Source organism: Sphingobium sp. LMA1-1-1.1, assembly GCF_040676365.1.
Taxonomy (GTDB): Bacteria; Pseudomonadota; Alphaproteobacteria; order Sphingomonadales; family Sphingomonadaceae; genus Sphingobium.
In genome coordinates this window covers 302,986-322,264 of the sequence record NZ_JBEGHS010000034.1, presented here as the reverse complement: position 1 = coordinate 322,264, position 19,279 = coordinate 302,986, and the positions used below count along the sequence as shown (strand labels likewise).

Annotated in this window: 16 protein-coding genes; 7 read left to right on the top strand and 9 right to left on the bottom strand. The window is 64.9% G+C overall.

The annotated features are described in order from the left end of the window. The first annotated feature begins 4 nt into the window (after positions 1-4). The 3 genes from MRBLMA1_RS15595 to MRBLMA1_RS15585 all read left to right on the top strand — a co-directional run bounded on the left by MRBLMA1_RS15595 (position 5) and on the right by MRBLMA1_RS15585 (position 3,263). Positions 5-790 (top strand): EthD domain-containing protein, encoded by a 786-nt coding sequence (locus tag MRBLMA1_RS15595; RefSeq protein ID WP_363737894.1) that lies wholly within the window; start codon positions 5-7, stop codon positions 788-790. Further along, positions 787-1,794, top strand: coding sequence for an aromatic ring-hydroxylating dioxygenase subunit alpha (locus MRBLMA1_RS15590; protein WP_363737892.1), 1,008 nt, complete (start codon positions 787-789; stop codon positions 1,792-1,794). The genes MRBLMA1_RS15595 and MRBLMA1_RS15590 overlap by 4 nt, the downstream gene beginning before the upstream one ends. Positions 1,795-2,063: 269 nt before the next feature. Beyond that, positions 2,064-3,263 carry a cytochrome P450 gene (locus tag MRBLMA1_RS15585; RefSeq protein WP_363737890.1) on the top strand — a complete coding sequence of 400 codons (1,200 nt, stop codon included), beginning with the start codon at positions 2,064-2,066 and terminating at the stop codon, positions 3,261-3,263. A gap of 48 nt (positions 3,264-3,311) precedes the next feature. Here MRBLMA1_RS15585 and MRBLMA1_RS15580 read toward each other — a convergent pair whose 3' ends face one another. From MRBLMA1_RS15580 to MRBLMA1_RS15550, 7 genes are read right to left on the bottom strand one after another with little or no spacing between them, the layout of a single operon-like run. Next, positions 3,312-4,328 (bottom strand): NADP-dependent oxidoreductase, encoded by a 1,017-nt coding sequence (locus tag MRBLMA1_RS15580; protein ID WP_363737888.1) that lies wholly within the window; start codon positions 4,326-4,328, stop codon positions 3,312-3,314. Then, positions 4,325-6,394, bottom strand: a complete 2,070-nt coding sequence (locus tag MRBLMA1_RS15575; protein ID WP_363737886.1) for a 3-hydroxyacyl-CoA dehydrogenase NAD-binding domain-containing protein — start codon at positions 6,392-6,394, stop codon at positions 4,325-4,327. Before MRBLMA1_RS15575 ends, MRBLMA1_RS15580 begins: the two co-directional genes overlap by 4 nt. A gap of 1 nt (position 6,395) precedes the next feature. Next, complete coding sequence (locus MRBLMA1_RS15570; protein WP_363737884.1) at positions 6,396-7,937, bottom strand: class I adenylate-forming enzyme family protein; 1,542 nt, start codon at positions 7,935-7,937, stop codon at positions 6,396-6,398. Next, positions 7,915-8,709, bottom strand: coding sequence for an SDR family NAD(P)-dependent oxidoreductase (locus MRBLMA1_RS15565; protein WP_363737882.1), 795 nt, complete (start codon positions 8,707-8,709; stop codon positions 7,915-7,917). Before MRBLMA1_RS15565 ends, MRBLMA1_RS15570 begins: the two co-directional genes overlap by 23 nt. After that, positions 8,702-9,040 carry an EthD family reductase gene (locus MRBLMA1_RS15560; protein WP_363737880.1) on the bottom strand — a complete coding sequence of 113 codons (339 nt, stop codon included), beginning with the start codon at positions 9,038-9,040 and terminating at the stop codon, positions 8,702-8,704. The genes MRBLMA1_RS15565 and MRBLMA1_RS15560 overlap by 8 nt, the downstream gene beginning before the upstream one ends. Before the next feature lie 3 nt (positions 9,041-9,043). Continuing rightward, positions 9,044-9,841 carry an enoyl-CoA hydratase/isomerase family protein gene (locus tag MRBLMA1_RS15555; RefSeq protein WP_133653209.1) on the bottom strand — a complete coding sequence of 266 codons (798 nt, stop codon included), beginning with the start codon at positions 9,839-9,841 and terminating at the stop codon, positions 9,044-9,046. A 40-nt stretch (positions 9,842-9,881) separates the two neighbouring features. Further along, entirely contained in the window at positions 9,882-10,589 is a 708-nt protein-coding gene (locus MRBLMA1_RS15550) for a carboxymuconolactone decarboxylase family protein (protein WP_363737878.1), read from the bottom strand. Between the two features lie 218 nt (positions 10,590-10,807). On the opposite strand from MRBLMA1_RS15550, the gene MRBLMA1_RS15545 reads away from it, so the two are divergent. The 4 genes from MRBLMA1_RS15545 to MRBLMA1_RS15530 all read left to right on the top strand — a co-directional run bounded on the left by MRBLMA1_RS15545 (position 10,808) and on the right by MRBLMA1_RS15530 (position 17,443). Next, positions 10,808-12,010 carry an acyl-CoA dehydrogenase family protein gene (locus MRBLMA1_RS15545; RefSeq protein WP_363738223.1) on the top strand — a complete coding sequence of 401 codons (1,203 nt, stop codon included), beginning with the start codon at positions 10,808-10,810 and terminating at the stop codon, positions 12,008-12,010. After that, a complete protein-coding gene (locus tag MRBLMA1_RS15540; protein ID WP_363737877.1) occupies positions 12,007-13,089 on the top strand; it encodes a phosphotransferase family protein in 1,083 nt (360 codons plus the stop codon). Before MRBLMA1_RS15545 ends, MRBLMA1_RS15540 begins: the two co-directional genes overlap by 4 nt. A gap of 66 nt (positions 13,090-13,155) precedes the next feature. Further along, complete coding sequence (locus tag MRBLMA1_RS15535) at positions 13,156-16,044, top strand: TonB-dependent receptor domain-containing protein (RefSeq protein WP_363737876.1); 2,889 nt, start codon at positions 13,156-13,158, stop codon at positions 16,042-16,044. A 103-nt stretch (positions 16,045-16,147) separates the two neighbouring features. Continuing rightward, positions 16,148-17,443: a spinster family MFS transporter gene (locus MRBLMA1_RS15530; RefSeq protein ID WP_363737874.1), complete on the top strand. Its 1,296-nt coding sequence runs from the start codon at positions 16,148-16,150 to the stop codon at positions 17,441-17,443. Between the two features lie 76 nt (positions 17,444-17,519). Here the strand turns inward: MRBLMA1_RS15530 and MRBLMA1_RS15525 are convergent, their stop codons facing one another. Both MRBLMA1_RS15525 and MRBLMA1_RS15520 read right to left on the bottom strand, forming a co-directional pair. Next, complete coding sequence (locus tag MRBLMA1_RS15525) at positions 17,520-18,266, bottom strand: SDR family oxidoreductase (protein ID WP_363737872.1); 747 nt, start codon at positions 18,264-18,266, stop codon at positions 17,520-17,522. A gap of 11 nt (positions 18,267-18,277) precedes the next feature. Continuing rightward, positions 18,278-19,276, bottom strand: a complete 999-nt coding sequence (locus MRBLMA1_RS15520) for an acyl-CoA dehydrogenase family protein (protein ID WP_363737871.1) — start codon at positions 19,274-19,276, stop codon at positions 18,278-18,280. Positions 19,277-19,279: the final 3 nt, after the last annotated feature.

Here is a 19,279-nt window from a genome sequence, read left to right as displayed (position 1 = left end):
TGCGATGTTGAAAATGATCATTGGCGGCCGCCGCCGCGCCGGAATGACGCACCGCGATTATCTGAACTACGCCCAGCATGTCCATGGCGGGACGGTAGCGCATAATCCCGGTTTCATGCTGGGCTATATCCAGAATCACGTCGTCGACGCGGTATATGGCAGCCGTGGCGAAGGCTGGACGCCGGGACCCGATTTCGACTCTTTCAGCGAAATCAGCTTCCCGGATGGAGCCGCATTCGCGCGCTCCATCGCCGACCCCTATTATCGCGAGACTATCCAGCCCGACGAGTTGAACTTCGTCTGCCACAGCGCGGTCATCCTGCTTGCCACGCGGGTCGAGGAGGTGGCGGTGACCATGCCGGGCGACGCGCCGGTCAAGGTGATGCGCCTTCTGGCGAGCAACGGTGCGGCGTCCGCCGAGACATTCGATGCGGCCTGGTCGCAGGAAATGGCCCGAATGGCCGATCATCCGACCCTGGGCCCATCGATCCGCCGAATGACCCGCAGCATCAGCATAGCCGGCGAGCCGGACGCGAACCTGCCCGCCAATTTCGTCGCCAACGCGCCGCTCAGCCCCTATGCCGGCGTCGAAAGCCTCTGGTTCGACGGCGATGCAGGGTGGAGCGCCATCGAGGCCTATCGCGCCGTCATCGAAGAAGCTGGATCGCACCTTGCCGGCATGTTGGACCGCCGGAGGGAGGCGCTCTTCATGGTCGAGGAACGCACTATCGTCGCCGATCGCGGGACGACGGACGCAGTTGATACGCGCAGCGCAGTGGAGATGTCATGATGGTCGAATTTCTGGAAAATCGATGGTACCAGCTTGCCTGGGCCGAGGAACTCGCGGATGGCGCAGTACTCAGTCGTCAGGTCGTCGGCATACCCATGGTCGCCTTTCGCACCGAATCTGGCGACATCGCCGTGCTGGACAACCGCTGCCCCCACCGCTTCGCCCCCCTCAATGAAGGCAAGCGGGAGGGGGATACGATCGCCTGCCCCTATCATGGGCTGGTCTTCAATGCCGCAGGGCTTTGCGTTCACAATCCGCACGGCGCGGCGACCAGTTCACTCAGTGTGACCAGCTATCCCGTGCTGGAACGATATAAGGCGGTCTGGATCTGGGTAGGAAAGAACAGCCCGGATGAGAGCGTGCTGCCCGACCTGTCCTTCATTGACGCCACGCCCGAGACCGCGCAGCTGCGGCTATACACTCTGGTGGCGGCGAATTACGAACTGCTTTCGGACAACATCATGGACCTGAGCCATGCGGATTATCTTCATGCGAACAGTCTGGGCAGCGGGTTCAACACGCGCGCCAAATCGACCATGGAGGAATATCCAGATCATTTTTCGATAGCCTGGCGATCCGACAGCGACGAGCCGCCGCCGGTCTTCCACATGGAGTCCCCGGCAAAGCTGTGGACGGAGGTGGATTGGTATCCGCCGGCGCTGATGGTCCTGCGTGCAGGCGGCCATCCCGTGGGCAAGCCCGAACAGGGCATAGACAGCCTCAATCTTCACAACATGACGCCGGAAACGGAGACAACGACGCATTATTTCACCTGTAACGCGCGCAGCTTCCTGGTCGATGACGCCGATTTCACCGCCATGTTGCGCGATCAGCTCATCCATGCCTTCCAGTTTGAGGACAAGCCGATGATCGAGAAGATCCAGCGCCAGATGGGCACGCCGGACCTGTGGTCATTGGAACCGAAGATGCTGCCGATCGACAAGGGTGCGGTACAGGCGCGACGTCGGCTCGCCAAGCTGATCGAGGCTGCGAAACAGGGTTGAGGAACAGGTCCGGTCCGCTGTCCGCCGGAGATGTCCGGCGGCGGCGGATCAGAGATGCGATGAATCAGGCACGCGCCATTCCGCCCGGATCGAGATTGATAGACATGTCCTGGGCAGGAATAGTGATTCACAAGATGCCGCCGCGCAAATGGGAGAGAGGCTGGGACGTCCGCATGTAGGAGCGCGCCGCTCTCTGGCGCGGCACGCATGCGGGGCTTCGACATGCCGGTAATCCTCTTCCGCGAGTCCGGACGGTTGGGAGAGAGAGCTTGCAGATACAGACGCTTCCCAAGAATGTGCCGGCTGAACTTGTGGTCGATGCCAACATCTATGCCCTGGAAGGCGGCGAGCGCGACCCCCAGATGGCGTGGAAGGCGCTGGACATAGCGGGCAACCCAGGCCTGGTCTGGACGCCTCACAATGGCGGCCACTGGATAGCGACCTCTGCACCGCTGATCTGGGAACTGTTCGCGGATGTAGACCGCCTCTCGGCGCGCAACCTGTCGGTTCCGCCAAGCGACAGCCCGCTCAAGATGATCCCCAACGAGTCGGACGATCCCGAACATCATCATTACCGCAAGATCGTGCTGCCATTCGTCAGCCCCAGGGCGGTAAAGCGCCTGACCGACGACGTACGCGGCCTCACGGCGGCATTGATCGACGGGTTCCAGCCGCGCGGACGCTGCGAGTTCATGACCGAATTCGCGCGTCATGTTCCCATGCGCATCTTCCTCTCTCTGGTCGATCTGCCCGATGAAGACCGCGAATGGCTGGTCGACGTGGCCGACAAGTCGGTGCGGCCGAAATCCACGCAGGAAAAGGAGGAAAGCCAGAGGTCGATGGCGGGCTATCTGCAGTCGTGGATCGACAAGCGGCGGGCCGATCCGGGCGAGGACCTGTTGAGCGCGATCATTCACGGCACCGTCGGCGACAGGCCGATGAACGAGCTTGAGGTGATGGGCGAGTGCATGGACGTCATGTTTGGCGGGCTCGACACCGTCGCGAGCATGATGGGATTCATCATGAAGTTCCTGGCGACCCATCCGGACCATTATCGCACCCTGGTGGAACAGCCCGAGAAGATCACCTTCGCGGTCGAGGAAATCCTGCGCCGCCATGGCGTCGCGACGGTGGCCCGCCGGGTGACAGCAGATATCGTGCATGAAGGCGTGACCGTGAAGGCCGGCGACATGATCGTGCTGCCGACCTGCCTCCATGGGCTGGACGAGAGCCGCTGGCCGGACGCGCTCAACGTGGATTTCGACCGCAAGCGCGAAACGCACTGCACCTTCGGCAACGGCATTCACAATTGTCCGGGCGCGGGGCTGGCGCGCAGCGAGCTGGCGATCATGCTGCACGAATGGACGAAGCGCATCCCCGAATTCACGCTCGATCCGGGGAGCCAACCCCTCGCCGCCACGGGTGCGGTGAACGGGATGGTCCGGCTTGACCTGGTCTGGCCCCGATAAGCTTCGTCCGTAAGGCGCGGTGGCTGCGCTCCTGCGCAGCGCGGAGGTTCAGGTCCGGACGATCAATGTTCCGGCATTGCGCCCGTTGAAAATGTCGACGAAGGCGTCGGGTATGCGATCGAACCCGTCGCGCACATCATGCCGACTGCGCAGGCGCCCTTCAGCCGCCCAGCGTCGGATCGACGCGATCGCGGACGCATAATCGTCGGCATGGTCGCCAACCACAAAGCCCTGCATCCGGATCCGTCCATAGACCAGCTTCATCATATCCCTGGGGCCGGCCGCCGGACTGTTCGAATCATAGGCGGCGAGCTGACCGCAAAGCACGATCCGGCCATGCGGCGCCATCCGGTCGACGGCAGCCTGCAACACCTCCCCACCCACATTGTCGAAGAAGATGTTTATGCCGTCGGGACTGGCATGCTTCAAAGCCGCCGGAAGGTCCGCCGAACGGTAGTCGATTGCGACTTCCGCCCCGACCTCCTGTGAGAGCCAGCGGCATTTGTCCGGGCCGCCCGCCACCGCAATGACCCGGCAGCCCGCGATTCGGGCCATCTGGCACACCATCGCCCCGACCGATCCGGCGGCGCCGGATACCAGCACGGTCATGCCGGGCCTTGGTTCCCCCACCGCGAAGAGGCCGAAATAGGCGGTCAGGCTGTTGGGCGAGTAAAGCGTCATCGCGTCGACCGGATCCATCCAGCTCTCGATCGGCGTGACAGGGACAACCGCCTCATCCGGGCGCAGGACGGCATAATCCTGCCAAGGCGCCACGGCCGTGGCCCACTGTCCGGGTTCAAAGCGTGCATGACGAGAGGCAAGCACTTCGACCGCCGCCATGCCCCGGATCGGATCGCCGATGCCGATCGCGCCGCGATAGCTGCGTTCGGGCGGGTTCAGCCAGTTGCGGATCGTCGGCGCGCAGGAAATGATCCGGGTGCGGACGAGAATGTCGCCCTCCTGCAACGCGGGCGTATCGAACGCCTCCTCCCGATAGGCGAAGTCGCTGGACCGCACCGGGCCTTCGGGCCTGTGCGCAAGCACCCAGGAACGGTTGAGGGTCACGACCTGTCGCCGAACCGCCGCCCTCCCTCCGCCAGATGCACGAGCAGCGATGCAGGGCGGAAGGTTTCACCATGCACCGCTTCCAGCCGGCGCATGTCCGCGACGATCCGGTCCAGTCCGACCTGATCGGCCCAGAAGAGCGGCCCGCCGCGATAGACCGGCCAGTTATAGCCAAGCACGGCGGCTATATCGATGTCGGATGCGCGCAACGCGATGCCTTCTTCCAGGATCTTCGCGCCCTCGTTGACGACCGGATAGAGCAGCCGCGCGAGCAGCGCCTCATCGCCCGCCGTGGGGCCGTAAGCGATGCCCTGGGCCGCGGCGACCTCCTTCACCAGGCTGGCTGTCACGTCCGAAGGACGCGACCGCCGCTTCTCATCATAATCATAATAGCCAGCGCCCCGTTTCTGGCCCAGCCGGCCGGCGGCGACCAGGTCGCCCATTACGGTCCGTTCCGTCGCGTTCCGGCCGATGACGTCCAGCCCGACCAGATCCATCATCTGGAAATGCCCCATGGCAAAGCCATAATCGACAAGCACGCGGTCGATCTCCGCGATCGGCGTGCCTTCCAGCATCATTGCTTCGGCCTGCGCACCACGCGGCGCCAGCAGCCGGTTGGCGATGAAGCCGTCGCACACGCCGCTGAGCACCGCGACCTTGCCGATCCGCTTGGCGAGCCGCATCGCCGTGGCGACCACCGGCTTCGACGTTTCCGCCCCTCGCACCACCTCCAGCAGGCGCATGACATTGGCGGGCGAGAAGAAGTGGAGACCAACGACCCATTCGGGCCGGCTGGTCGCCGCCGCGATGCGATTGAGGTCGAGGAATGAGGTGTTGGACGCCAGGATCGCCCCCTGTTTCGCAATCCGGTCGAGCCGGGCGAAAATGTCCGTCTTGACGTCCATGCTTTCGTAGACGGCCTCGATGACGAGATCCGCGTCGGCAAGCGCAGCCAGGTCGAGGCTGGGTGAGATAAGGCCCATGCGCTGCTCCACCTGCGCCGCCGTCATCCGCCCCTTGGCAGCCGTCGCCTCATAGTTGCGGCGGATGGTGGCGATGCCGCGATCCAGCGCTTCCTGGCTGGTTTCCACCAGCGTGACGGGAATGCCGGCATTCAGGAAGTTCATCGTGATGCCGCCGCCCATCGTGCCCGCGCCGATGACGCCCGCCGATCGGATGTCGATCGCGGATGTATCGGGACCGATGTCGGGAATGCGGGCCGCCCCCCGCTCCGCAAAGAAGACATGGCGCTGGGCGGCGGACTCAGGACTGGCGACCAGTCGTTCGAACAAGGCGGTTTCCTTTGCCAGCCCCTCCTCGAAGGGAAGAGTCACTGCCGCCTCGACAGCCTCGATGATGGCGGCGGGCGCGACAAATCCCTTGAACCGACGGGCGTTTGCGGTGGCGAAGGCGGTGAAAAGCTCCGGGCGATCCCGATCGCTTTGGAGGGCGTCGGCGCGATCGCGTACCCGCGGCGTCGCACTACCATCGGCCACGATGCGGCGCGCGAAGGCCAGCGCCTCTTCCGCCAAGGCCGCATCATCGACCACCGCATCGACCAGCCCCAGCGAAAGGGCTTCGGCAGCCTTGATCTGCCGCCCGGACGTAATGATTTCGAGCGCTGCCTCCGCACCGACGATCCGGGGCACCCGCTGGGTGCCGCCCGCACCGGGAAGCAGGCCCAGATGCACCTCCGGCAGGCCGACCTTCGCGCTCTGCGCCACCACCCGATAGTGGCAGGCAAGCGCCAGTTCGAACCCGCCGCCCAGCGCCGTTCCGTGAATGGCAGCGATGACGGGCTTGGGCGCATCGTCCAGCATGGCGCACAGGTCGGGCAGGGATGGCGGCTGCCAGGGCTGGCCGAACTCGGTGATGTCCGCGCCGGCAATGAAGGTCCGTCCCGCGCAGATCAAGACGATGGCGCCAACCGCCTCATCGTCAAACGCCTTTTCAAGTTCGGCCTGCAATCCCCGCCGGGGGGACGCGGAGAGCGCGTTCACCGGCGGGTTGTCGAGCGTGATGATGGCGACGCCGTCGGCGACGGCGCTGGTTGCGGTCTGCTTCATGTCATGCGTCCTGTCTGGTGGAAGCAGCCGCGCGCCTGCGGGCGACCTCCTCCACGGCGATGGCGGCCATCGCCTTCTTGTCGAGCTTGCCGGTGGCGGTGACGGCCATCGCATCGACCAGCACCAGATGTTCGGGCCATTTCTTGCGAGACAGGCCCTGCTGCGAGAGATGGTCGAGCAACATGGACAGGTCGATGCTCCCGTCGTCCGTTCGCAGCCGGCAAACGGCGCAGGCCTGCTCCCCAAGCTTGCGTTCGGGCACGGCAACCACCGCCGCCTCCGCGATGGCGGGATGGCGCAGCAGGGCCGCCTCCACCTCGGCAGGGTCGATGTTGAAGCCACCGCGAATGATCTGGTCCTTGATGCGGCCGACCACGCGGACGAAGCCGACCTCATCGCGAACGATCTCGTCGCCGGTCAGGTAGAAGCCATCGGGCGTCATACGCTCCTGCCCCGCCCCCATGCCCTGCGCATAGCCGAGGAAGAGCGAGGGACCACGCACGCCCGCCTGCCCCCGGCTGCCGCGTGGCAGGGCGCGCAGCTCGGCATCGAACGCCTCTTCCTGCGTGCCGGGAAAGGGGATGCCGTCGAAAAGCTGGCGGCGTTCCAGCGAATGGGCCGGGTGGGTGGACGCATGGCCCATGCATTCGGACATGCCGAACATCCGCAGCGCCTTGAGGCCGAGCAGCCGGTCGGCGTCCTCGATCAGTTCGGGCGTCATCGCGCTGCCGCCCACCGCCATGGCGCGAAGCGGAAGGCGACCGGACCATTCGCCGAGCCGGGCCGCCTCCACCATCGTGAAAAGATGCGTCGGAACCGCGATCGCCCAGCCGCACCCATAATGTTCCGCCCGCCGCAGCGCTTCGGCGGGCACCCATGGGTCGACCAGCACAAGCGGATGCCCCAATGACAGCGCGAAATGCGCCGTGAAGGTGAAGCCGGGCGCGCTGTCGAGCGGGACGATGCCCAGGATCGCGTCATCCGGTTCCAGTCCGGCGATGGCCGCGCAGGCACGGGTGGCATAATTCAGGGCTTCCGGGCCGTGCATCACCCCCTTGGGCACGCCGGTGCTGCCGGAGGTGAAGCCGATGAGCACGGCGTTCCGATCGCGCGGGTCGGTCGACCGTTCGCCGGCCGCAGCGGTCACTTCGGGCAAGGTGCTGCCGGTGCCGCTCACCTTGGCGGCATGGCCGAGCAGGGATTCTAGCAGGGCAAGATCGCCGGCTCCAAGCTTTGGCGACACGGGACAGAAGGTCGCCTGCAACGAAGATATGGCAAGCGCCGTGGCGATCGTCGCGGCGTTTTTGTGCGCGGTGACGAGGACGCGGTCACCCGGCCCGACCCCTGCCGCCTTCAGCAAGGCCGCGATCTCGATCGCCTGCCCCCGCAACGCCCCGCGGCTCCACAGGCGGTCGCCGCAATCCGCAAGGGCAAGGGCATCCGGTGCGGCGTCGGCAAGACGGAGGAATTGCGGCCAGAGCCGCTCGGCATCCCATTCGAACGCCGGATGGCTTTGCTCTTCACGCAAGGGATTGGCCTCCATCTACCAGGAAGGTCTGACCCGTGATGAAACTGCCCGCTTCGGACGCCAGCAGGGCCAGCGTGCCGGCCACTTCGTCAGGGCGGCCGAAGCGGCGCATCAATATGCCCGCCCGCGTCTTTTCCTGGATGGCGGGGTCGAGCGTCTCTGTCATCCCCGTTTCGATCGAGCCGGGCGCGATGGCGTTGACGCGGATGTTGTGCTTCGCCCATTGGGCGGCGAGATCGCTGGTCAGGTGAACGATCGCCGCCTTGCTGGTGGTATAGGGAACGACCTGCCCTTCGTCCGGCTGATAGGACAGGAATGCACCAACCGACGCGATGTTGACGATCGCGCCGCCGCCCGCCGCGATCATGTGACGCGCGGCGTGGCGGCAGGCGAGGAAGGTGCCCGTCACATTGACGTCCATCACCTTCTGCCAGCCCTTGAGCGGGATATCCTCTGGCAGGCCCCACCAGGACGCGCCCGCATTGTTGATGAGAATATCGAGGCCACCCAGCCGATCGACAGTCGTCGCGATCGCCGCCTCGACCGACGCCTCGTCGGCGATGTTGCAGGAAAGGCCGACAGCCGGAACCCGGAACCGTTCAGCCATGCCGGCCGCCAGGTCGGCGCAGTCGGCCTCCGTTCGGGACGCGAGGGCGACAGCGCAGCCAAGGTCGGCCAGTGTCGCGGCCATGGCCTCGGCCAGGGCACCGCGTCCGCCGGTAATGAGCGCGCGCTTGCCGTCGAGACGGAACTGAGCAGCGGTGAAACCAGGGTTCCAGTCAGCCATGATCTTCTCCGGCAAGCAGGTCGACCTCATCGGTGATGAGGATGATGCGCCGACCGCCCATACCCTTCGTCTGGGCGGTCGCCGACGTCCATTCGGGCGAAGCGAAGGCGGTGTCGAGCGCCGCCTGATCAGCGAAAGTCAGCACGGCGTGACCGTCCCAGCCCGGTGCATCCGGATTGTCATAATCCTTCGTCACCGCGCCGTGCCGATAGGCCATAAGGCCGGGCAGGACCCTGGCGGCGTCGGCATGGGGGCCGCGCCACCAGGTGGTGAACTGCTCGTGCGTCCAGTCCTGCGGCCGGCTGGCCAGGACGACCATGCTGACCGCCATGGCTTACTTGCCCGTCCAGACCGGCTGGCGCTTCTCGAGGAACGCCGCGACGCCCTCCTTCGCATCGGCGGAATGGTGGACAACGTTGCAGGTCATCGTTTCCAGCGTGATGAGCGAGTTGGTGTCGGCATCCATGCCGCGATTGACCGCCATCTTGGTCATCCACATGCAGAAGGGGCTCTTGTCGATCAGCGGCGCGCAGAAATCCTGGATCAGCTGTTCAAGCTGTTCACTGGGCGCCGACGCGTTGCACAGGCCCCATTCGACGCATTCCTTGCCCGACAGAAGCTTGCCGGTCAGCATCAGCTCCTTCGACTTGCGCATGCCGATATAGCGCGGCAGGCGATAGATCGGGCCAGCACCGCCGAACAAGGCACGACGGATGTGGAAGTCGCCGATCTTGGCGTCGTCGGCGGCGATGCCGAAGTCGCAGGAGATGAAGAGTTCGAACCCGCCGGCGACGGCATAGCCCTCGACGCAGGCAATGGTCGGCTTCTTCATGTTGTAGATCTTGTCATAGGTGCGCGCCGAATCGATCGCGAGCTGAAGCGAGGTGCTGGTTTCGTGCAGCACCGGCCCGACGAGCTGCCCGAGGTCCGCGCCGGCGCAGAAGGTATTGCCGCGACCGCGGAACACGACCGCCAGGACCGAATCGTCCTCGGCCGCCTTGTCCACCGCGACCTCCAGGTCGCGCAGAAGCTGGGGGCTGACGCAATTCTTCACATGGGGGCGATTGAGCCAGATTGTGCAGATACCATTGTCAGCCACTTCATATTGGATGACGTCCTTTTCCGGTTCCATGTAAGTCTCTCCTTGGCAAAGATGTGAAAAATCGGTCGTTTCAGCGGACGATGCCGCCGTCTTCTGGAGGGGCGAGCATCCCGCCCACCGCCATCCAGGCGGCGATCCCCGCCGATGGGACGGCGCAGAGCACCGCTTCGGCAATTTCCTCGTCGCTCGCGCCGGCATTGCGCGCACCGCGCACATGAGTTGCCGCCATGGGGCTGTATCCGGCCGCGAGTATGGTGAGCAGAAGCAGCTCGCCATATTTGGCGGAAAGCGGGTTCGCATCGATGCTGCCCCGCCGCATGAGATAATAGGCGTCCGCCGCTTCGGGCACGAGGCGCATCAGCGCGCCGAGCGGCGCCGGGATGCTCCCCGCCCAATAGGCGCGGAAATTGGCCTCCGCTTCTCCCTCCGCCGCCGTCGGCAGCGGTTGCGGGTCCGGCGCCTGGGTGTCGCCAAAACTCTCTTCAATGATCTGCGCGAAATCGAGCGCCGCAGCCTCGCCACGGAGGCTGGACAGCACGATGAGGCCGGCAGTGGCCTCCTTCGAGGTCAGGCCGAGCGACGCGCCACGCTCCAGTTCCCGGCGCGCAAGCGACAAATGGCGGCGATCGACGGCAGCCACCGCCGCGAACAGCGCTTTCAAACGAGCGGGCACCGCGCCGTCCGACTCGATCACCGACCGGAAAATGTCGTAGCCGGCAAGCGTGTACGGCGCATGGCCCTGCAGCAGGGCAACATCCATGAGTGGGCTATTCGTCATCGCTTGCTCTCCTGCCGTTCAGATGATCGACCGACTGGTCGGGCGTCAATAAAAAATTTCTCTCCTGACCAGTTTGACAGCCGACCGACCGGTCGACTATTTAACTCTCGACCGATCGGTCGGGCGAGTCTTATAGCAAGAGCGGGCCGGCTCGAATCCGGCGGCATAAGTGGAGCGGATGCGTGGATTTCGAACAGTCGGCAAAATCCAGGGAATGGATGGAGCGCGTGCGCGCTTTCATGGAGGAGCACATCGTTCCTGCCGTTCCCGTCTATCACCGGCAGTCCGCCGCGATCGACCGCTGGACCGAAATCCCGCCGGTGTTCGACGAACTCAAGGACAAGGCGCGGGAGGCGGGGCTGTGGAACATCTTCATGCCGCCATCTGAGCATGATGATGAATTTTTCACCAGCGTCGGCCTTACCAACGTCGAATATGCCCCCATCGCCGAATTGATGGGCCGCATCTCCTTCGCCTCCGAGGTGTTCAACTGCATGGCGCCGGACACCGGCAATTTCGAGGTGCTGCATCGGTACGGCACGGCCGAGCAGAAGCAGCGTTTCATGGTGCCGTTGCGCGACGGGATGACCCGGTCCGCATTCCTGATGACCGAACCGGCCGTCGCCTCCTCCGATGCGCGCAACATCACGACGGACATTCGCCGCGACGGCGGTGACTATGTCATCAACGGCCGGAAATGGTGGTCGTCGGGCGCTGGCCATCCGCGTTGCGACTTCTTCATCGTCATGGGCAAGACCGACCCGGATGCCGCGCCCTACCGGCAGCAATCGATGATCCTGGTGCCGCGCGACACGCCGGGCGTGACGCTCGTCCGCCACCTCCCCGTCTTCGGTTATGATCATGCGCCGCACGGGCATTTCGAGGTGGCGCTGGAGGATGTCCGCGTGCCGGCGGAGAATATGCTGCTCGGCGAAGGCTGCGGCTTCGAGATCGCGCAGGGGCGCCTTGGTCCCGGCCGCATCCACCACACGATGCGCAACATCGCGACCATGGAAGTCGCGTTGGAGAAGATGTGCCGCCGCCTCCTGTCGCGACGGGCCTTCGGCAAGGCGATTGCCGAACATTCCGTCTGGGAAGAACGGATCGCCCGCGCCCGTTGCGAGATCGAGATGGCGCGCCTGCTCTGCCTGAAGGCGGCGCATATGATGGACACGGTCGGCAACAAGGCCGCCCGCGCCGAGATCGCCATGATCAAGATCGCCGCCCCCAAAATGGCGCAACAGATCGTCGATGACGCCATCCAGGCGCATGGCGGCGGCGGGGTCAGCGACGATTTCGGCCTGGCCGAACTTTGGGCGAACACCCGCATCGTGCGGCTGACGGATGGGCCGGACGAAGTCCACGAACGCCAGCTCGCCCGGATGGAACTCGCCAAATATGCCGAGGGCGCAGCATCATGAGCGCCACGCAGCCTGCCGCGACGATCGGCGCGACGATCGATGTCGCCGCCAACAGTGCGTTCGACGAAACCCGCCTTGCCGCTTATCTGGCGGGCCGGCTCGCCGATTTTTCCGGACCCATGCGCGTGCAGCGGTTCGAGGGCGGACAATCCAACCCGACCTATCTTCTGTCGACGCAGGACCACCGCTATGTCCTGCGGCGCAAGCCCGCGGGGATTTTGCTGAAGTCCGCCCATGCGGTGGACCGCGAATATCGCATTACCAAGGCACTGCACGAAGCCGGCCTGCCCGTTGCCGAGCCGCTGCTGCTGTGCGAGGACGAGGATGTTATCGGCAGCATCTTCTATGTGATGCGCTATGTTCCGGGGCGCAGTTTCTGGGACCCGCTCATGCCCGGCCTCGACCGGGCGGAGCGCGCCGCGATCTATGATAGCGCCAATGAAACGCTTGCCCGCCTGCATCTGGTCGATTTCGCGGCGTTAGGGCTCGCCGACTATGGCAAGCCGGGCAATTATTTCACGCGGCAGATTTCCCGCTGGTCCCGGCAATATGAAGCCTCGCGCACACGCGACATCCCGGAGATGGACCGGCTTGTCGCCTGGTTGCCGGATGCGATTCCCGACACCGAAGAGCGCACCACGATCATCCATGGCGACTATTCCTTCCACAACCTGCTGGTCCATCCGACGGAGCCGCGCGTCTGCGCCGTCATAGACTGGGAATTGTCGACCCTGGGCGATCCGCTGGGCGACCTCACCTATCATATGATGGAGTGGTTCAGGCCGGAGGGCGTGGACGTTCGCGGAACCTTGCAGGGCGCCGATCTTGCCTGGCTGGGGATACCCACGGCTGAAGACTATGCCCGGCGCTATTGCGAGCGAACCGGCCTTCGCTGCGATCCGACGCACCCCTTCTACCGCGCCTTCAACCTGTTCCGCGTCGCTGCCATCCTGCAAGGCATTGCGGGGCGGGCACGGGACGGCGTGCAGACCGCAACAAATGCCGGCGACATCGTCACACGGATCGAGCCGCTCGCCAAGGCCGCCTGGCTGGCGGCGCAGGAGGCGGGCGCACGCTGACCTTCTCACTGCATGAAACGAGATTTCGGGGCGAAATACATAACAGCCCTAATCAGAGGGAGAGAGATGATGACAAGATTCAAATTTGGCCGATTGGTGCTCCTTTCGGGATGCGCGATTGCCGGGATCATCGTGCCGGCCCATGCGCAAACCGCAGCGACGGCGGCTACCGAGCCGCAGCCGGTGGAGGATGCCGGCGCGTCGTCCGCGCGAGACATCATCGTCACCGGAACGCGCGTCGTACGCGACGGCTATAACCAGCCGACGCCGGTGACCGTCGCGCCGACCACGGAGCTGGAGAAGGCGACCCCCACCAACCTCGCCGATGCGATCAACAAGCTGCCGCAATTCGCCAACTCGGTCAGCCCGCAGTCCAACAGCCAGTTGCAGGGCAACAGCGGCGAGCATGGCAATCTGCTCAACCTGCGCGGCGTCGGTCCGACGCGGGCACTGATCCTGCTCGACGGCATCCGCGTGCCGCCTACGACTTTCCGTGGCGCGGTGGACGTCAACACCATCCCGCAACTGCTGATCCAGCGTGTCGACGTTGTGACCGGCGGCGCTTCGGCCGTCTACGGCTCCGACGCGGTCAGCGGCGCGGTCAACTTCGTCCTCGACAAGAAGTTCGAGGGCGTGAAAGGCGTCGCGCAGCGCGGTGTGTCGACGCGCGGCGACCTGGGCAACTACCGGATCGGCATTGCGGGCGGCCTCAGCTTTGCGGGCGATCGCGGTCATGTCCTCGCCTCGATCGAACGCTTCCAAAGCGATGGGATCAAGCGCAGCGCGCGCATCTACGGCGACGATGCCTATGCGGCCGTGGGTTCGGTCCCCGGATCGACCGCCGCGCCGGGTCGCCAGGCAAACCCGTTCATCTTCCTGCCGAACCTGCGTTTTACGACGAACGACTATAATAACGGCATCATCCTGACGAGCACCGTGCCCTCGCTCACCAACACTATCTTCCTGCCCGGCGGCGCGGTGCGGCCCATTCAGCGCGGGACGGCCACCGGCACGCCGGGCACCAATGTGGGCGGCGACGGCCTCTATATCCCAGGTTTCAACCAGTTGATCGCGCCGCTGACGACCACCCAGGGCTTCGGCCGACTGTCGTACGACCTTAGCGACGCGCTGACGGCGCACGTCCAGGGCAGCTACTCGCGCAGCGTCACCCGCTACGATACGCAGGCCCAGTCGGTGCTCGGCTTCCGGTTCTTCAGTGGCAACGCCTTCCTGAACCCCGCGGTCCAGGCGCAGATGGGCCCGAACGACAGCTTCACCGTCTTTCGCTTCATCGGCGAACAGGGTCCCATCCCGACGCGCGAGGCGACCAATGCCTATCTGATCAACGGCGGGCTCGAGTGGAACCTGGGGGGCTGGAACATCACCGCCGACTATACCCATGGCAGGTCCGTCACCAAATTCGCCCAGACGCAGATCGAGATTCCCAAGCTTGCGGCAGCCCTGGACGCGGTTCGCGACCCCAATGGTTCGATCGTCTGCCGCGTCACGCTGACCAACCCCGGCCTTTATCCTGGATGCGTCCCGCTCAATGTCTTCGGCGCGGGAACGCCCTCCACAGCCGATCTGCAAACCGTCCTAGGCGTATCCCGCTACCGCGCCATGAACACGACCGACGATTTCGTCCTGTCTGCGCGGGGAGACCTTTTCGAGCTTCCGGCAGGGCCCGTCACGGTCGCCATAGGCGGGCAATATCGCAAGCAGAAGCTGGACCTGACGTCCAATTCCGATCCCGCGGTGCCCGTCGACTTCACCGGGCTGCGGGGCATCCCGGCCAATCGCATGACCCGTTTCAACAACACCAATGTCGGCTCCGCCTTCGGCAAGGTGAATGTGAAGGAAGTGTTTGCCGAAGCGCAGGTTCCGATATTCAAGAACCAGCCCTTCGCCGAGGAACTGAGCCTCAACGGCGCCTTCCGCCTCACCGACTACAGCACCAGCGGAAGCGTCAAGACCTGGAAGGTGGGCGCCGTCTACAAGCCGATCCAGGACATCATGTTCCGAGTCACGCGGTCCCGCGATATTCGGGCACCTTCGCTGTTCGAACTGTTCGCCGGCGTCCAGACCGCGCCTGTGAACTTCAACGATCCCCACACGGGCACGCCAGGTTCGATCCGTCAGTTCAGTGGCGGCAACCCCGACCTTGATCCCGAAACCGGCGACACCTTTGCCGCGGGCGTGGTCCTCAGTCCGAGTTTCCTGCCCGGCTTTGACCTTTCGGTCGATTATTACGATCTCAAGATCAAGGGCGCCATCGCCACGCAGGGGCTGAACGATGTCGTCAACGAGTGTGAAACGTCGAACGGCACGTCGCCGACATGCGCCCTCATCGAAAGGCCGCTGCCGTTCAGCGATCGCTCGCCCGCCAACTATCCGATTTCGGTGAGCCTCATCACGCAGAATATCAGCTTCCTGCGTACCAGCGGCCTCGACATCACCATGTCATACCGCACCAGGCTCGGCGATGGCGAACTCGCGCTGCGCGCCTCCGGCAATTATCTGGACCGCTACAAGACGCAGACAAACTCGATCGCGCCGGTGATCGATTATGCCGGGCATGGCGTCAACAGCCAGACGGCCTATGCATATCCCAAGTTCAGGGGCACGCTCAGCGCCAATTACTCCCATGGCGGCCTCACCCTGTTCGTGCAGGAATCGATGATCGGCAAGGTGACCATCGGCAACCTGAAAAACGATCCGACGTCCTTTTATGCTGTCCCGGCGATCAAGCCGGTCTTCTATACCGACGCCACGGCATCCTATAAATTCGACGTCCGCGGGGAGCCGGAGCTGTTCGTGACCGCCACGAACCTGCTGGATCGCAAGCCGCCTTTGGTTGCCGCGGCAGCCGCGCCGGGACTTCTCTACCCCACGCTGTTCACGCTCTACAATGTCGCAGGGCGCACGCTTACGGCGGGGGTCCGTTTCAAGTTCTGATGGATTGCCGCATGGACTGCCCGCAAGGGACGTTCGACAGTCCAGGGAGGCTCGCCCAAGGCGGGCCTCCCTTCAATCCAGGCGCCTTTCAAGAGGTAATCGCATGACCAGCCAGCCCATCGGACTTACCGCCCCGCCGACGACCTCCGTGGCCGGGTTGCGCCGCATGATGCTGGTCATGCTGGGCCTGGTGTCGATGTTCAACTATATCGATCGCACCGTCCTGTCGGTGCTCCAGGAGCCGATCAAGCGTGAACTGGGGTTGAGCGACGGGCAGCTCGGACTGCTCACCGGCCTTGCCTTCGCACTGTTCTACGCAACGCTGTCCCTTCCGATCGCGCGTCTGGCGGACCGCTTCAATCGCCGCAACATCATCGCCGCGTCGCTCGCCACCTGGAGCGGCATGACGGCTCTCTCGGGACTGGCGACCGGCTTTGGCTCCCTGGTCGCGTTCCGCATCGGCGTCGCGTTGGGAGAAGCGGGTTCCGTGCCGGCTTCCCATTCCATCATCGCCGACTATTACCCGCCCGAAAAGCGGGTCACGGCGCTCGCTTTATGGGGGCTGGCGCTCCCGGCGGGGATCATGCTGGGCTATGCATCGGGCGGCTGGATCGCTTCCGCGCTGGGGTGGCGCCTTGCCTTTGGGGTGATAGGCGTCGCAGGGCTGGCGCTGGCGCCGCTCGTCCTGCTGCTCGTGCGGGAACCTGCGCGTGCGGGATCGAGCGGTTCGACCCGAACAGAACAAGCGCCGCCCCTCGGCGAGGCCATGCGCTTCCTGTGGCGGTTGCGGACCTATCGCTACATGCTGATCGGCACGACGCTTCATGCCTTCGCCCAATATGCGATGATGAGCTGGTCCGCGCCCTTCTACATGCGCGTCCATCACATGCCGCTCGCGGACGTCGCCTCCTGGCTGGCGCTGATGAACGGGCTGGGCGGCGGCATCGGGATCTACCTGGGTGGCCGCCTGTCGGACGCAGCGGGATCGCGCAACCCGGCGGGTCGCGTCTGGGTGAGCGCCGTTGCGATGCTGCTGATGGTGCCGGCGGCACTGATCCAGTTCCTGACCCCCTCGCTGACGGCATCGCTGGCGTTCGGCTTCGTCGCGACCATGCTGATGTTCTTCTATTACGGCCCGATCATAGGCGTCCCGCAGTCGATCGTCCCGCCCCGCATCCGGGCCTTGACCTCTGCCGTGACCCTGCTCGTCTTCAACCTGTTCGGTCTGGGCCTGGGCCCGGCCGTGACCGGGTTCCTCAGCGATCGGCTGGCAGGCGCCGGGATGCACGACACATCGCTGCGTTTCGCGCTTTCGGCCGTGGTGCTGTTCTCGCTCGCCGGCGCGGGCAGTATCGGATGGGCATCACGCTTCTATGCGTCCGATCTCAAGAAACATTGATGACCCCGTTCGCACCGCTGGCGATGATGCGCTTTACCGGCCCGCCTGGCTCAGCAGGCTGCGGAACAGCCCGGCATCAGGCCACTGTCCGGCCATTGTCGATCACGATCTCCGCCCCGTTCAAGCGGATCGATTCGTCCGACACCAGGAACAGGACCAGGTCGGCAACATGTTCCGGCTGTCCTTCATATTTGCGGGCGGCGTCGCGCAATTCGGGCGCGGCAAAATGATAGGCCTCACGGACCATCTGCGTATCATGCGAGCCGGGCAGGACGACATTGGCGCGAACGGGGTGGCCCTGCTGCTGGCAATGAACGATCAGGCTGCGCGTCATGGAGAGCACGGCACCCTTGGCCGCGCTATAGGCGAACACCGCCGGATTGCCGCGGATCGCAGCCACGGACGCGATGTTGACGATCGATCCTGCGCCGCTGGCCGCCAGTGCCGGCAGGCAGGTCTTGCATCCCAGGAACGTCCCTTCGGCGGAAACCGACATCACGCGGCGGAACGCCTCCAGCGACGACTGCTCGACCGTTTCAAAGGCGGCGATGCCCGCATTGTTGACCAGCGCGTCGAGGCGGCCATGGGTGCGCATGATCTTCGCCAGGACGGCCTGCCATTGCGCTTCGCAGGTCACGTCCAGGCCCAAGGCCGTTGCGGCCGGAAGCGTCTCTGCGACCCGCTGCGCTTCCGCCTCGTCAATGTCGGCGACGACTACCCGCGCGCCCTCGCGCGCCAATGCTTCGGCATCGGCCTTGCCCAGTCCGTGCGCGGCGCCGGTCACGAGGACGACCTTGTCTTCGACCCTGCCCTTCCTGGTCATCGCCGATCCCCTCACGCTGCCAGCGCGGCACGGGCGGCGATTGGGCCGCCATGGAGGCGTGACAGCAACAACAGGCGGCGCAGCCCACGCCCCACCGCGAGTTCATCGGTCACGCCCATGCCGCCATGCAATTGCACGGCGTCTTCCGCGAGTTTCAGGGCAGCGTCGCCAATATAGGCCCTTGCCGCCGTCACAGCCCGGACCCGCGCTTCCTCCTCGGCCATGGCCGCCTTCAAAAGCAGGGAGCGGGATTGCTCCAGCCAGGTGTACATTCGCGCGCAGCGATGCTGCACGACCTGGAAGCTCGCAATCGGCTTGCCGAACTGGTGCCGCTGTCTGACATAATCGACCGTCAGGTCCAGCAGGGTCGCCATCGCGCCAACCAGTTCGGCGACGATCGACAGGCCGGCCAGGCCCTGAGCCTCCGCCCATATGCTCACCGGAACCGCGAGGGGCACGGCCTGCGCGGCATCGAAACGCACATTGGCTGCCATGCTGCCGTCGACCAGACGAACCGGCGTCCTGCGGACGCCGCTATCCTGAGCGTCCACCAGCAAAAGCGCGCCTACATTCGTCTCCACGACGAAGGCGTCGGCATCCATGCCGTCCCGGACAATGGCGGCCGATCCGCGGAGCCCTCCGTCGACAAGCGCGCCGCCCTGCGCAAATGCAAGCAGGACATCCCCCTGCATCAGCCTGGCACCCCAGCGTGCGGTGGCGGGATCGGCAAGGATCGTTCGTCCGCACAGCAGGATGCCCTCGGCCAGCGGGGTGATCGCAAGGGCGCGCCCCATCTCTTCGGAGATGATCATCACCTCCACCGCGCCGCCGCCCAGCCCGCCTGCCTGCTCCGGCGCCAGCAGGGCAAAAAGGCCGAGCTCCCCCAATGCGCGCCAGTCGGCGGGAGACATCGGCCCTTTCGCCATGGTCGTCGCGTCATATCGGTCCGCCAGGAAGCGGCGGACCATGTCGCGCACCATCACCTGCTCATCGCTGAGCGCGAGGTTCATGGC

Coding starts and splice junctions, on each gene's coding strand:
- MRBLMA1_RS15595 (WP_363737894.1), top strand. CDS start 5: ATGTTGAAAATGATCATTGGCGGCCGCCGCCGCGCCGGAATGACGCAC.
- MRBLMA1_RS15590 (WP_363737892.1), top strand. CDS start 787: ATGATGGTCGAATTTCTGGAAAATCGATGGTACCAGCTTGCCTGGGCC.
- MRBLMA1_RS15575 (WP_363737886.1), bottom strand. CDS start 6,394: ATGAAGCAGACCGCAACCAGCGCCGTCGCCGACGGCGTCGCCATCATC.
- MRBLMA1_RS15570 (WP_363737884.1), bottom strand. CDS start 7,937: ATGGAGGCCAATCCCTTGCGTGAAGAGCAAAGCCATCCGGCGTTCGAA.
- MRBLMA1_RS15565 (WP_363737882.1), bottom strand. CDS start 8,709: ATGGCTGACTGGAACCCTGGTTTCACCGCTGCTCAGTTCCGTCTCGAC.
- MRBLMA1_RS15560 (WP_363737880.1), bottom strand. CDS start 9,040: ATGGCGGTCAGCATGGTCGTCCTGGCCAGCCGGCCGCAGGACTGGACG.
- MRBLMA1_RS15555 (WP_133653209.1), bottom strand. CDS start 9,841: ATGGAACCGGAAAAGGACGTCATCCAATATGAAGTGGCTGACAATGGT.
- MRBLMA1_RS15550 (WP_363737878.1), bottom strand. CDS start 10,589: ATGACGAATAGCCCACTCATGGATGTTGCCCTGCTGCAGGGCCATGCG.
- MRBLMA1_RS15545 (WP_363738223.1), top strand. CDS start 10,808: ATGGAGCGCGTGCGCGCTTTCATGGAGGAGCACATCGTTCCTGCCGTT.
- MRBLMA1_RS15540 (WP_363737877.1), top strand. CDS start 12,007: ATGAGCGCCACGCAGCCTGCCGCGACGATCGGCGCGACGATCGATGTC.
- MRBLMA1_RS15535 (WP_363737876.1), top strand. CDS start 13,156: ATGATGACAAGATTCAAATTTGGCCGATTGGTGCTCCTTTCGGGATGC.
- MRBLMA1_RS15530 (WP_363737874.1), top strand. CDS start 16,148: ATGACCAGCCAGCCCATCGGACTTACCGCCCCGCCGACGACCTCCGTG.
- MRBLMA1_RS15525 (WP_363737872.1), bottom strand. CDS start 18,266: ATGACCAGGAAGGGCAGGGTCGAAGACAAGGTCGTCCTCGTGACCGGC.
- MRBLMA1_RS15520 (WP_363737871.1), bottom strand. CDS start 19,276: ATGAACCTCGCGCTCAGCGATGAGCAGGTGATGGTGCGCGACATGGTC.